The following is a 13,647-nucleotide window of genomic DNA, read 5'->3' on the forward strand; positions in this document are numbered from 1 at the left end:
AGATATGGTTATAGGTCGAAATTATTCAAATGTTCGGGTGTCAGTTCCTGAGAATTGATAGTTTCAAGTGTTTCGTTTTTTCTGATCAAATGTGGATTACCTTTTGCATCAAGCAATACTACATTGGGCCTCATGCTGATGAATTGCAGCCATTGGGTGTTGTTGTATGCCCCAACTCTTCTAATGACATATTGATCGCCTTTTTTGAGCAGGGGGAACATGACATTTCCTCTGATGACATCAATATTCATACACAATGGTCCATAGATGGTTGTGTCTTCTGTCTGTTCGGAGACCGGTTCCACAGGCCTGATGTCATGTTCGTACCAAAATGCGGTAAACAGGATATTGACACCTGCATCAATAATCGTAGCCCTTCTTCCATCTGCCAATCTTTTGTTGGCGAGCACTGTACCTGCCAAATAGCCAGCGTCATCAATCAGCGCACGCCCATTTTCCAAAATCAACATAGGAAGGTTATCCGGCTTGATTTCACTGCTCATCAGTGCTGAAGTAATCGCCTCGGCAAAGTCATCAAATGAGGGGGTGGTATCTGTACCTGGATAATATGCCCCTCTGAGGGTGTTTTTTGAAGCAAAACCACCGCCCATATCGATATATTGCAGGACATGCCCATGTTTTTGTTCTAACCTGACTGCAAGTGAAGCCAATTTGGTTGCTGCGATTTTGTAGGCATCCGTACTCATCATATAGGTGCCGATATGGGTATGTAGACCCAATAAATCCAATTTTTTGTTGGCCATGATCCGGTTGAGGGCATCCCAGGCTTCACCGTTTTCATAGTTAAACCCAAACCTGTCCCAACGGGGATAAATACCGGTATCCATATTGACACGAATGGCTACTTTGGGTCGTTCTTCGATTTCTTTGGAGAGGGAAATAATCTCGTATAATTCGTCAAAGTGATCGATATGGATGAGGGAGCCGTTTTTAATGGCTTTTCTCAGGTCTTCCCTGCTTTTATCCGGACCGTTGAATATAATCAATTCACCCGGAACTCCATTGGCCATTGCCTTGTCGTATTCAAAACCTGAAACCACCTCTGCCCAGGAACCTTCCTGATGAAAGACATTGCAGACCGCATTCAGGTAGTTGGTCTTGTAAGACCAGGCAAATTGGACTTTGGGATACCTCGAACTGAATGCCCTAAAAGCATTTTTGTGGGTTTTTCTGATCGTAGCCTCAGAAATGATAAATAATGGAGAACCGTAGGATTCGATTAAGGAATGGATGGAAATATTGTCAATGTGACTGATGGGTTCCAATTTGTGGGACATGCCGTATTTGCTTGGCAGACCCGCATTGATCCGTTGTATGACAGGCCTTTCGAAGGTTAACTTGGTCATGGAAGAATAATTTTGTCGGTTATAGTTCTCCTTTTGTGGAAAGCTGTTCAAATTCTTTCAAATCGCAGATCATGTCATAGGAATACCTGATGAACATTTTCCCTACGTCATAATGGGTGAAGGGCTTTACCTCCATTCCCATAGCCAACAATACCAAAGCCTCCGGTAGATTTTGTCCGGCTGCAACGGCTAGATAGACCCATGCAGGTAACCTGGGGTTGATTTCTATCATATAGAGTTCATTATCGGAAGTCCGGATAAGTTCCAGTTCCATACCACCTCTCCAGTTGGTTTGGGAAATGATTTTATGGGTCAATTCCAGCATAACAGGATCTTCTAGCGTGATTCCGCCCCAGCCTTTCCCTTTATCTGTGATATATGTTTTCCGCATGGGTACCGCTCCGATGGTATTGCCATTCCCGTCTCCCAGGGCTACCACATTGACTTCAGTGCCCTTAACAAATTCCTGTATCACGATGGGCAATCCCCATTTGGCTGCGATTTTATTGAAATAAATGCCTATTTGTTCGAAATCATAAGCGATGTAGGCATCATAGAACTTACCCTTGACGACCACAGGATATTCAAACTTGTCCTCAATTTTTCTAAAATCCATGATACTTCCTATGGGTTCACTGTAAGGAACGTTAATCCCATATTTCTCTCCAAACTGAGGCAGGTTGGATTTATGTCTTTCTTCAAACTGCTGCATGGTAGGAAGAAATGTCCTGATGCCCATCTCTTTCAAAATCTTTTCTGATTTCATAAAAGTGAAAAGCTCGGAGTCAAAATTGGGAATAAGCACGTCAATGTGCTCCTTTTCATGAATATATCGGATCCTTTCCAAAAGGGGCTCTATCCCGTCAGAAGGGTAGGGGACTTTATATGTTTTATCTATCAATTCATGCATGTAGGGGCCGGGTTCCAGGTTGTCATAGGCCAACCCGATGATTTTTGGATCAATTTTAAGCGAATCCCGTAATCCCCGTGTGACCGGTATTCCAGGCCCGGGGCTGTCAATATTATTTAGGCCGGATAAGGCGATCGTTAATTTAATCTTCTCCATGTGGATCGGTAAGTCTCATTTGCTTGAGGGTAGTGGTGAAGTCATAAAAGTATCTCTCAAAGGATTCCCCATCCATGTCATATTTCGCCAACATCTCCTGAAGTATTTCTTGATAAGACTTGCCCGATTTGATCAATTGTACTATTTCCAATCCGGTCGGATTCAGCGAATAGGAATCTCCCGTACCGGGGTCAAATACAAATCCGGAATCACTGATAGCGATATTTTTTTTGATTTTCAGCATGGATTGGATAATTTGAGCGTTTTTAATCCAATCATGAAGGTAGCTATCTGTATTTGGAGTTTCTATGACTTTTGTCACTTGATTGAGAAAACCTATAAATAATAATCTAAGAGGTTTTGGAACTTCTGAGGTTTCACTCTGAATCCTTGTTGCCCTACCTTCTTCTCTTTTGCCCACTTGGTTTTCTCGAACGTTTTTGGGTGAGCTCTTCTAACCCTTCATAAACTACAGACACAAAAGAGACGGTCAATATCAATGAGGAAAGCAACCTATGGTCTAATAAAACTGATACCAACGGCTTTGTCTTAAAAAAAGGGAGATTTGTTTTGGTGATAGCCAAATTCATAAGCAGATTTCTTAAACTGATATTGAATTACGGAATACTCACCTTAAGAAATCGGAGCTATAATATCAAACGACTTTTTAACCTGACCTTAACGGTTGCGTATGGCTTTTCATCTCCACGGCCAAAACTGAAATTCTATTAAATAAATCAAAATCAACCTGATATATGATAATTGTCACAAATAAAACAGATGATAAGATGTAATTTTAATCCTCAAGAAATCCGAAAGGGAACAAAAAGATGAAAAAAATCCTATATACTACCGACTTTTCCAAAAATGCAGAATCGGCATTTCGCATAGCTTTAAATCTGGCCAAAAAGCACCATGCAGAATTCCATTTGTTACATGTATTTGACATTCCGACTTCTTGGAATTATCCATATACAGCGGAACCACTCGAAATGGAACGACAGGCAATCAGAGAATCTAAAGAAAAGTTAACGGAGCTCTTCGATCGCTATTCATCAGATTCGGATGATGAATTAAAACCCGTTTACCACGTCATTGAAAATCCATCTGTGGTGGACGGGGTTCTATCCTGTATAGATGAAGTTCACCCTTACCTTGTCGTTATTGGTACAAAAGGAGGAAGCAAGGCCCGAGAAATTATTGTAGGAAGTACAACCAAATCACTTCTTTCCAAATCACCCGTGCCCGTATTGGCAATACCCGAAAACTCTTCGGTTGAGGTATTTGAAAAAGTTTTGTATGCAAGTGATTTGTATGAAGATGATATCAAAGCCTTGGAGCAACTAAACCATATTATGGAACCTTTTCAGCCAGGCATTAGTGTAGTTCATATAAGTAGCCTTGAAGCAAATTCCGAAGCTAAGAAAATCGAGCGGTTTAAGGAAATGCTCAATGAAAGAAATTTGGATAAAAATATTGAATTAATTCATTATATATCTCTATCAATCCCCGAGGGCCTTGAGTCATTTTTATCCAAAAATCGTTTTGACCTACTTGTCATGCTCGAAAAGGAAAGACATGGTCTAGTTGACCATTTGTTTCATAAGGACTTGGTCAAAAAAATGGAATTCAGGACCAAGATCCCTCTTTTGAGTTTTAACCAACATAATGTCAAGTAACGAATTTTAATACATTCAATTAAACACTAAAATCATGATAGCACGAAGAATTTATCTGGGATTATTGATTTTCTCAATTTTGATCGGAGTTTACTTTTATGGGATTGCTGTCCAAAATTATGACAAAGAGTTCTTAAAGATCTTTTCAATCGTTCCTTTCTTTCTTTTCATGGCCGGCGTACATGGTCTTATCGCACATTTATTGACTCCCACTACCAAAAATAAACTGATCTCATATCCTTTGGTCATGGGAATGGTTTATATCCTGCTTTTTTTCATTCACTTATTTGTGATTGTTCCTATTATATGTGCAAATTTTTAAAGAATGTGAAATGAAAAATTTACAGAAGTTAATTGATGAAATTACAAAAACGACTTTATTAATAGAAAGTAAATACCCAGAACTGTACTGTTTTTTGGACGAAAACCCAATTACTATTCCAATTGGAAACGGACACCAAGTAGATGAAAAATCACTTCAAATCTATCTTGAAAGTCTTCAGCAACTTCTTTTGCATCATATTGAGGAACACAAAAAACCCTCTGAATTCAAAAAAGCAAATTCTTTGGGATTGAAGTCTGAAATTTCAAAGCTTTCAAGAGATGTCAGGGAAAGGACCTTAAAAAGACTTCAACAAATACCCTTAGGATTTATCAATTGGAGGTTGAACAGTAACAGCATGAGTTTTGGGGATATTGCGGTCCACCTCGTTTACGTTGATGAACTGTTTATGAAAATGATGGAAATGCCCGAAAAAAAGTATGTTTGGGTTTTGGGAATAGATACTCCCCAGGTAAAGATTGACCGCGAAACTTTCACCAACCTCCTAATCAGACTTCGAGAACTGCAATCAAAAAGAGAAGCAATACTTGAGATCTTGAATGAATCAGACTTTTCTGAAAACGTCAGGGATGAAAACGGCGAAGATTCAAGTCTGTGGTGGTTTGTTATGGACAGGTTGATAGAACATGAGGTCTACCATCGTGGGCAAATGTCGGCTTATCTAAAACTCCTTAAAGGTGAAGCTGACTGATTAAGTTTACAGAATAGAACTAACCGAACTATTTTGACGATATTGAATTTTTGTATGGAATATTTCTGCCATTTTATTTCCCTGCCATTTGGCCTTTTCTGCCTTCTCGCCATAGAACCGCTCATCTATCGTTTCGAAAAATAGTTGGATCCAGCGGTCAAAATGTTCTTTTTCCACCGCTAACCGGGCATGTGGCACAAAGGGACTGCCAAATTAAGTATGTTCTTCCAATAAAACTGTTTGCCAAAACTTGTACATTTTTTCCAGATGGTCAGGCCACCTTTCCTGGATTTTTTCGTTGAAAATATCCTTAAGCAAACTGTCTTTTTGGACCTTTTCATAGAAGGCATCTACCATTGATTTGATGTCGTCAAGCGTAGAAATTTCTTTTTTTGGTATCATTAGAAATAAGATGTATACAGTTCCGGATTCCAGAACATGGTGAAATAAAACGCCGCAAAGCCTACAAAGGAAATGATGAGGGCCCAAACCCATGCGGGAATTGCCTGGGGCGTTTCTGAACCTCTGATCATAAAGAAATCGTTACGCTCGCTTCCATAGGAATTCACCGTAATCGGGATTTGCTGGTTGACAACTTCCCCCTCTTTTATTCCCATAACCGAAATATCAGGTCCGTTTCTCACCTCAAAGGAAACTGTTTTGATGCCTTCTTTCCCGGAAGTGGATTTTGCGAGAATTTTTAGCACATGTTTTCCATCCGGAATTTTTGTTGTGTCCAAAATAAACTTTACGGGGGGTGCGAATTCCGCAAATGGTTTTGGGTCCGAATCAAGAAAAATTTTAACTGTTCTGTTATCTTCCATAGCTACTACTTTTTATCATTCCAAGACAATGTTTTTGATATGTCCAGAAAGGTTTTCTTCGGGCTTGACAAGGTATTTGATACTGAAAACCAAGGTGAAGACGACCAGAATGGCTGCTGACCAGGTAATGACGTAATCTATATTGCCCTGAGGTCCTTGTCCATGTGTTATGTTTTCCAGCACCTTAGGCTGATTGGATTTACACACTTCACAAGCAAAACTTACAGGTACGTACAAGGAAATGACGAGAGCAATCAGGAGGGATTTTAAATTCCGCATCATTTCCAGTAATTATTAGCCATGGCAATGGTCTGAAACTCCGTAGCAATTACCTGTGAGGAAGCGATCAGCTGCGCGGTGTCCTGGGCATAGTCACTTCTAAGATTTTTGCGTATATCGCTATTCGGCTGGATTGCCGCAATTGATTTTCGGGCTAATTTAATTGCCAGGTCACGGCCTTCCTGCGGGGTGGCTGTTATCAGTGATTCCAAATATATTTCTTTCGTTTCCATCATCGTTATTGTTTAAGGGTTTTTACAAATGATCTGATTTCTTTTACCTTGTCTATAGTGACTGCACCGGCCGTATTTCCCCAATTGGAGCGTTCATGGCTGGCAATTACGGCTATTTCCTCATCAGAAAGCGTTTCCTGAAAGCCAGGCATAACACCAAATTCCGGCCGCGCATCATAGCCTTCCAAGATGATTCTGATTAATGTCTCCGGATTTTCGTCGTTGATAATGGGGCTCCCGATTAGGGAAGGAAAGGCCCCCGGAAGTCCACCCCCTTCAGCCTGATGACAGGCAGCACAATTATTCATATATAATGTCTGACCATTGGGTAGTACTGCCTCACCCGTATTGTTTGCAGTCTCCTTTTCCTTAGAGGAAGGAATGAAACTAACAGCAGGGTTTTGAGGCATCTCCGCTTGTTTCAGGGATTGAAGGTAGGCTACGAGATTAAGGGCTTTTTGCGAAGCAACCACTTTTTTGGTGGACGCATTAAGGAATGTTTGGGGAACGGGAACCAAGTAGTCCGTATCCTTGATTTTTGATTCCTCCTTAAGCTCAAAAAGCCACGGATAGGAGGGCATGATGGATTCCTTGACTACAATCCTTGGATTGTACAGATGCAATAAATGCCATTCCATGCCCGGTTGTCTTTGCCCCACGTTTGTAAGATCAGGTCCGGTTCTTTCACTTCCCAACAGGGATGGAGATTGTCTCCACAGGTCCTGTCTTTGCTTACTGAAGTAATAGTCAGAAGGAATGGACGGCCTTTTTCCCCACGTATTGTCCATTTCTATATTTCTTACCTGTTGGGTATGGCATGACATACAATTTTCCTGTACATAAATGTGGAGCCCATTTAATTCCTCCTCCGAAAATACCTCCATGGTAGGGAGAGGTTGAGTCTTTTGAATCTGAAAAGCAGGTATGAGGGCAACCAAAACACTCAGCATCAAAAAACCGAATATCGCAGTGCCTACTAGAAGTTTGTGATTTTTATGGAAGTCTAACATTTCATATGTTTATAATTGTTCCTCAGTTGCCATATGGAATCTCGCCATGATAATCATCCCACTGTGTGACGCTTTCGTTATGTTCGATATCATCTGTTTATAATTGTTTTTTAATGGCCACATGGAATCTCGCAATTATAATCATCCCTCCGTGCGTCATCTGAGTCGTGTTCGATTTCATCTGTTTATAATTTGATTTTAATAGGTCAGATGGAATCTCGCTTTTATAATCATCCCACTGTGTGACGTATTCGTCATGCTCGATTTCATCTGTTTATATTTTGTTCTTCGTTGGTCAAATGCCTGCCTAAAGTACGACAGACAGGGCATCTGGCATAGAGGACAATCATCCCACCAATTGACGCGTTCGTCATGCTCGGTTTCAAATCCTATTAACAGGTAACTCTTTCAATTTTAACCCTTGTTCGTTTGATTCTGAAATCACCGACTGCGGTATATTTCCGTTGGGATTTATTATCGTTTTCTTTTGATCCTTGATCATCACGTAGAAATTATAGGCAAACAAGAGGTGGGAGATAAACATTAGGGTTCCACCAATTGCCCTCCATAGCCAGAAAGGCTGCATTAGGATCACAGAAGCAATAAAGGGTTCGCCCTCTATCCAACTTAGTCCCTTGAGGGTGCCACCTATCATCAGTGAGACCATATAAGCAAAGAGACCGATAAACGCCATCCAGAAATGCATCCCTACTAATATTTGTCTTGGTTCTCTGCCTGTTATTTTGGGAAGTATGGCATACACACAAGCCCAAAGGATAAATGTGATAATCCCATACATCGTCATATGCGAATGCGCTACGTTGAAATCCGTAAAATGCCAGACGAAATTCGTGAACCGGAAAGCTTGCAGGCTTCCCTGCGCGGATCCTACAAAATAAAATACAACCCCGACCAAAAAGAAGGGGAGGACGTAGCTCTTCGAGATTTCATTCCAACTTCCCTTCATGGTCATTAGAAAGTTGGTTGTGCCCGCTACTACCGGGATCAACATGCCAGCACTGAATACAATTGCCACTGTCTGCAGCCACCACGGCAAGGGGCTGAAAACAAAATGGTGGGTGCCAATAAGCGTGTAAAACAGCATCTGTGTCCAGAATGCCAAAACCCCGAGAGAATAAGAATAAATGGGTTTGTTCAGGGAAGAGGGGAGATAATAGTAAATCAATCCCAATGTAAACGTCATAAACCACATGCCGACTCCTTGGTGCATATAATATCCCTGGATGACGGTCTCACCCAGTCCATCCTGATACATCGGAAGATAGCCAATGACAACCAGAATAATGGTCCAACCCAATCCACCCAGCAAATACCAGTTGGATACGTAGATTTCTTCGATTTTACGACGCGCTACGGTTTGGTAGAAATTGAAAAAAGTGAGGATTATACCAAGGGCAAAAAGCAGTGCCACCGGCCAGATATACTCTCGGTATTCTCCACCACCGTTGTTGATTCCTGACATTAAAAACAGTGTGCCAATCGCAACGCTTAGGTTCATCAACCACCAGGCATACCAAGCGAGTTTATAGCTGTATAACGTATTGTTGGAGGTCCTCGTGATGACAAAATGACCCAAACCAATCATGGTAAGTGATGCCCAACCCCAAAAAACGGCATTGGTATGGACAGGACGCAATCTCCCAAAGGAAAGCCAAGAAACGGAATCCATTTCGGGCCATAAAAATTTCAGCCCCAGATATTGACCGATCAGCGTGCCGAATACCAGCCAAAAAACGGAGGCGCCGATATACCATATTATAATTTTCTTAAGCTGGTAGGGTGTATCGTAGGTGATGGGGGACTTTTTCTTTTCGTCTACGATGGGATTGTTTGGTTCATGGGTTACACCGGCAATGATACCGCGGGGATCGTCTACTTCGAGACTACTTCCGAGTTCGTTGTCGGATAATCTATAGGATGCCGAATTTTTTCGCCTTTCAAGGATCCGAGCAATTTCTACTTCATTCATATCCAAAAGTCTCTCGCTAAATTCATTCTTTTTATTTCTCTCAGTTTTAGTTTGAAGGTGTGAGAAATATGCTGAAGCTTTGACAATGAGTATGAATATGGCGATAATAAGTACCGTAACAATGAGTAAGATCGTTCCAATAATACCCGGACTTGCCATCCAGTTCGAAGTATCAGGATTTGGTGTGGGTTGGGCGGAGATTTCCGATGGGATATTGATTAAAATAAATAATAAGCTGACATAAAAATTCCTGATTTTCATTTTGGATAAATTTATCGGAAATAGGTTTAAATTTTTTTATCGTATCAATAGGGTTTTGCCTGATTTAAGTTCGCTAGCCAAATCGAATATTGTGGTAGTTTCAAGCATCTCCCGGAGATCCTCTCTTATTTTTATAAATTTATCATGCATTGGACAAGGCCGGTTACTGTTACATTCCTCCAGCCCAAGGCCGCACCCTGTGTAAATATCATCGCCATCTATTGCTGAGACGATATCGCTGACTTTAATTTCCGTTATCTTTTTGATGTCAATGATAAAACCTCCGTAGGGGCCTTTTTTGGATTCCAGGATTTTCTTATTTATCAAGGAAGTTAGTATTTTAGCCGTAAAGGCCTCTGGCGCATCAATACCTCTGCTTACTTCACTGATTTTAACTCGTTCTCCCTCCAATGACTTGGTGGCGATATAGATAATGGCCTTTATAGCGTATTCGCAGGATTTGGAAAACATGATATTGGTCAGTTAATCCAACAAATGTAGTGTATTTTTTTTAATTACGACAAATTTATCGTAAATAAGTTTGATAGGTCAAAACCTTTGAAAGGTTTTAATATTTCTAAAAAATGTCTAGTTTAAAAAAACTCAAACTTTGGGAAGCGAATTAAAGAAGCAAGATTATCCACCACTCTCTGTAATATGGATACTACGAGTAAAGTGGCGGATAATATAAAATTATAAATAATGATAAATAAAATATCTTACTCTTAAAAACCTTCAATAGGTTCTCAAAAAGTAACACTTAATACGCTATTGTCTAGTGGTATGATTCCTGTTTTTTTGAGATTGGCTTTCGCTGTACTCGCTGCCTGAGTTTCTCAATAGCTTCATACACAATGGGTACCAAATATACCGTTAGTACCAGGGAAGAAAGGAGCCCACCGATAATCACCCATGCTAAGCCGTTTTTCCATTCAGAGGCCGTACCTGCTGCCAAGGCTATGGGAAGCATTCCGAATACCATAGACAAGGTAGTCATCAGGATCGGCCGCATTCTGCCTTTTCCTGCTTCCAAAAGTGCGTCTCTAACGGAATGTCCTTTTTCCCTAAGCTGGTTGGTGAAATCCACAATCAAGATGGCGTTTTTGGTTACCAGTCCCATCAGCATAATCAGCCCCAGTAGCGCAAATAAACTGAGGTTGTTCATGGAAAGGTTGAGGGCCAAGAAGGCTCCAATAACGGCCACTGGAATGGAAAACAAGACTACAAGGGGGTAGACAAAGCTGTCATATAGAGCGACCATGATCAGGTAGATCAATAAAAATGAAATCAACAATACCGAACCCAAAGCGCCAAAACTGTCGTTTTGCCGTTTGATATCCGATCCCCAGACATAGCTGATATCTCCGGGAAGCGGGTTTTCTTTGAAATAGGCTACAACTTCATCAGCCACTGTTCCGGAAGGCCTTCCCAACGCATCCGCCGTAATGGTCACCGCAGGCTGTCTGTCTTTTCGTTCCAATAGGGAAGGGGATTTATCCTGTACAATTTCCGCAACCTGGGCGAGTGCAATAGGCATCCCCAATGGATTGACCAAGAGCAATCGCGTCACATCTTCAAAATTTTGTCTGTTGAAATTATCCAGTTGGATACGGATCGGGTATTCGGTTCCCTCTTGGGTCAGGGTGGCATCGTCGTTGCCGCTTAAGGCATTTCTCACATTCAAGCCAACATAGGCGTTGTTGAGTCCTAACCGTTGTAGCCTGTTCTGGTCGGGAATGATCTGAAATTCAGGGCTACCTTCTTCCACTGATAATTTGACGTGATCTGCCCCAGGAATATTTTCTATAGTAGTCTTTAATTTTTTGGCTTCAGCCATCACCCTTTCTTGGTCAGGACCACTCAAGGTCAGTTCGATTGGAGCAGATCTAGGAACCAAGCCCAAGGCGGACATGGCATAGCTGGCTCCGGGAAACTCTTTTTTGAGTTCTTCCCGTACAATTTTCATATATGTTACCGTAGGGATTTCACCTCTTTCCCTGGCATCTTTGAGCTGTACGGTCAACTCAGACTTGTAGGGGGATCCTACTCCTAAGCTTCCTATGCCGGTAGAAGGTCCACCTACATTGCTGAACACCGTAGCCACCTCTGGTTGCTGAAGAAGAAATTGTTCTACTTCCAGCGTACGAATATTGTTTTCTTTGAGGCTGGTGGATTTGTCATATTCCAGATACATCCTGAATTTCCCCTGATCTCCCGTGGAAATCAGCTCTTTACCGATGATTCCTTGCTTCATGATGATGCCTGTGATGGCAAAAAGGCCAAGAATTATTCCTGCGAATGCCAATTTATGATCCAGCACCCAAGTCAACTGCCTCCCATACCAAGAAATAAAACGATCCAATTGATGCTCAAACCAGATCAAAAACCGGTTGAAAGGATTGGTAGGTTGCATGTCTTCGGATTTACCGATCCGGGATGCCATCCAAGGAGTAAGCGTAAAGCCCACCAACAAGCTGGTAAGGGTAGAGGTGATGACGACCACGGAAAATTGCTTTAACATATCCGCAACAAAGACTTGAAGGAAAAGAATGGGGAGGAAAACCACCACATCCACCAACGTGATGGAGATCGCTGAGAATCCGATTTCCATACGTCCTTCCATGGCAGCTCCCCGCTTTTCCTTGCCCATATCAAGGTGTCTTTGAATATTTTCCAAGACCACCGTAGCGTCATCCACCAATATACCGATGATCAAAGACATGGCCAGCAAGGTCATCAAGTTGAGGGTATATCCTAGGATCCACATCACGGCAAATGCTGTGACCAAAGAAGTTGGAATAGCAACCAAGACGATAAGTGAGTTTCTAAAACTTCTCAAAAACAGTAACATCACTAGAGAAACAAGAATAACCGCCAAGATCAGGTCAAAAACCACTGAGTTGACCGCGGCGATGGTATTGTCTGTGCTGTCATCGGCGATAATGAAATTTACTCCGTCAGCAGCATGTAGATTTTCGAGTTGCGATAATTTATCCCGGACAGCGCGAGAGACGTCTACCGCGTTAGCATCACCCTGCTTTTTGAGCATTAGGCCGATGCCTTCCTGACCGTTGTATCTGCTGACAGAACTAATCTCTTTGATGCCGTCTTTTACAATGGCCAAATCACGTACATAAACAGGGCTTCCAGGAATTGGCATGGCAACCTGTACCTGTTGGATGTCGTCCAGGGTTCTAAATTTCCCAGTCAGCCTAACGGCACTCTGTTCTTTGTCCGTTTGGACCAAACCTGCCGGGATGTCCAAACCTGAACGGTTGATGGCATCTACTACTTGGCTGAGGGATACTTTGTACTGACGCAGTTTTTCCTGATCTACTTTGACCTGTACTTCCCGCTGTTCTCCTCCCAAAACGGTGATTTCAGCTACTCCTTTGATCTGTTGGATTTGCGGTAGGTATTCGTCTATCAGGTTTTGATAAAAAGCCGTACTGCTCAGCTTACTGGTAGCAGTGATGGACATGATGGGTAGATCATTGGGAGAGACTTTGCTCATTTCAGGGGACAAAACCTGATCGGGTAGGTCTTTCCGGATGTTGTCAATGTACCGCTGTGCATCCAACATTGCCTGATCCAAGTCAACACCATATTTCATGTTGGCAATAACCACTGAGGCGTTGGGGAGGGATTTAGTGACCAGATAATCCACCCCTTCCAAGTTGGAAAGTGCATCTTCGATTTTTTGGGAAACGGAACTTTCCACTTCTTCGGGTTCAGCACCTGGATAAACCGTTTTGATCACCACTACAGGCTGGTTAAAGTCCGGCATCAACTCGTAGGACAAGTTGGTGAATCCGATATAGCCAAGCAGTATAAAAACACTGAATAGTACAATGATCAGCGAAGGCCTATTGATTGCTATGGAGGTAATGTTCATGACTCTCGG

General features: G+C 41.9%; 13 protein-coding genes. 2 read left to right on the plus strand and 11 right to left on the minus strand.

Annotation, left to right across the window (positions count from 1 at the left end; all coding sequences use genetic code 11):
* Positions 1–8: 8 nt before the first annotated feature.
* From FQ608_RS21945 to FQ608_RS27590, 3 genes are read right to left on the minus strand one after another with little or no spacing between them, the layout of a single operon-like run.
* Positions 9–1,367 (minus strand): alanine racemase, encoded by a 1,359-nt coding sequence (locus FQ608_RS21945; RefSeq protein WP_158860647.1) that lies wholly within the window; start codon positions 1,365–1,367, stop codon positions 9–11.
* A 19-nt stretch (positions 1,368–1,386) separates the two neighbouring features.
* Complete coding sequence (locus FQ608_RS21950; protein ID WP_158860648.1) at positions 1,387–2,433, minus strand: ATP-grasp domain-containing protein; 1,047 nt, start codon at positions 2,431–2,433, stop codon at positions 1,387–1,389.
* Positions 2,420–2,854 (minus strand): HPr-rel-A system PqqD family peptide chaperone, encoded by a 435-nt coding sequence (locus FQ608_RS27590; protein WP_234364327.1) that lies wholly within the window; start codon positions 2,852–2,854, stop codon positions 2,420–2,422. The genes FQ608_RS21950 and FQ608_RS27590 overlap by 14 nt, the downstream gene beginning before the upstream one ends.
* 409 nt (positions 2,855–3,263) lie before the next feature.
* On the opposite strand from FQ608_RS27590, the gene FQ608_RS21960 reads away from it, so the two are divergent.
* The gene (locus tag FQ608_RS21960) at positions 3,264–4,112 is read left to right on the plus strand and encodes a universal stress protein (RefSeq protein ID WP_158860649.1); all 849 of its coding nucleotides are present in this window, start codon (positions 3,264–3,266) and stop codon (positions 4,110–4,112) included.
* Positions 4,113–4,444: 332 nt separating this feature from the next.
* Positions 4,445–5,146, plus strand: a complete 702-nt coding sequence (locus FQ608_RS21965) for a DinB family protein (protein WP_158860650.1) — start codon at positions 4,445–4,447, stop codon at positions 5,144–5,146.
* Between the two features lie 213 nt (positions 5,147–5,359).
* Here FQ608_RS21965 and FQ608_RS27595 read toward each other — a convergent pair whose 3' ends face one another.
* The 8 genes from FQ608_RS27595 to FQ608_RS22005 all read right to left on the minus strand — a co-directional run bounded on the left by FQ608_RS27595 (position 5,360) and on the right by FQ608_RS22005 (position 13,638).
* The gene (locus FQ608_RS27595; protein ID WP_234364328.1) at positions 5,360–5,548 is read right to left on the minus strand and encodes a group III truncated hemoglobin; all 189 of its coding nucleotides are present in this window, start codon (positions 5,546–5,548) and stop codon (positions 5,360–5,362) included.
* A complete protein-coding gene (locus FQ608_RS21975; protein WP_158860651.1) occupies positions 5,548–5,970 on the minus strand; it encodes a cytochrome C in 423 nt (140 codons plus the stop codon). Before FQ608_RS21975 ends, FQ608_RS27595 begins: the two co-directional genes overlap by 1 nt.
* 15 nt (positions 5,971–5,985) lie before the next feature.
* Entirely contained in the window at positions 5,986–6,252 is a 267-nt protein-coding gene (locus FQ608_RS21980) for a hypothetical protein (RefSeq protein WP_158860652.1), read from the minus strand.
* Positions 6,249–6,485, minus strand: a complete 237-nt coding sequence (locus tag FQ608_RS21985; RefSeq protein ID WP_234364329.1) for a hexameric tyrosine-coordinated heme protein — start codon at positions 6,483–6,485, stop codon at positions 6,249–6,251. Before FQ608_RS21985 ends, FQ608_RS21980 begins: the two co-directional genes overlap by 4 nt.
* Positions 6,486–6,487: 2 nt before the next feature.
* Entirely contained in the window at positions 6,488–7,492 is a 1,005-nt protein-coding gene (locus FQ608_RS21990; RefSeq protein WP_158860653.1) for a cbb3-type cytochrome c oxidase subunit II, read from the minus strand.
* 382 nt (positions 7,493–7,874) lie between these two features.
* Positions 7,875–9,743, minus strand: coding sequence for a cbb3-type cytochrome c oxidase subunit I (locus FQ608_RS21995; protein ID WP_158860654.1), 1,869 nt, complete (start codon positions 9,741–9,743; stop codon positions 7,875–7,877).
* 36 nt (positions 9,744–9,779) lie between these two features.
* Positions 9,780–10,214, minus strand: coding sequence for an RrF2 family transcriptional regulator (locus FQ608_RS22000; protein WP_158860655.1), 435 nt, complete (start codon positions 10,212–10,214; stop codon positions 9,780–9,782).
* 304 nt (positions 10,215–10,518) lie between these two features.
* Positions 10,519–13,638 carry an efflux RND transporter permease subunit gene (locus tag FQ608_RS22005; protein ID WP_158860656.1) on the minus strand — a complete coding sequence of 1,040 codons (3,120 nt, stop codon included), beginning with the start codon at positions 13,636–13,638 and terminating at the stop codon, positions 10,519–10,521.
* Positions 13,639–13,647 lie beyond the last annotated feature (9 nt).

Source organism: Lunatibacter salilacus (genome assembly GCF_009797935.1).
In the GTDB taxonomy this organism is placed as follows: domain Bacteria; phylum Bacteroidota; class Bacteroidia; order Cytophagales; family Cyclobacteriaceae; genus Lunatibacter; species Lunatibacter salilacus.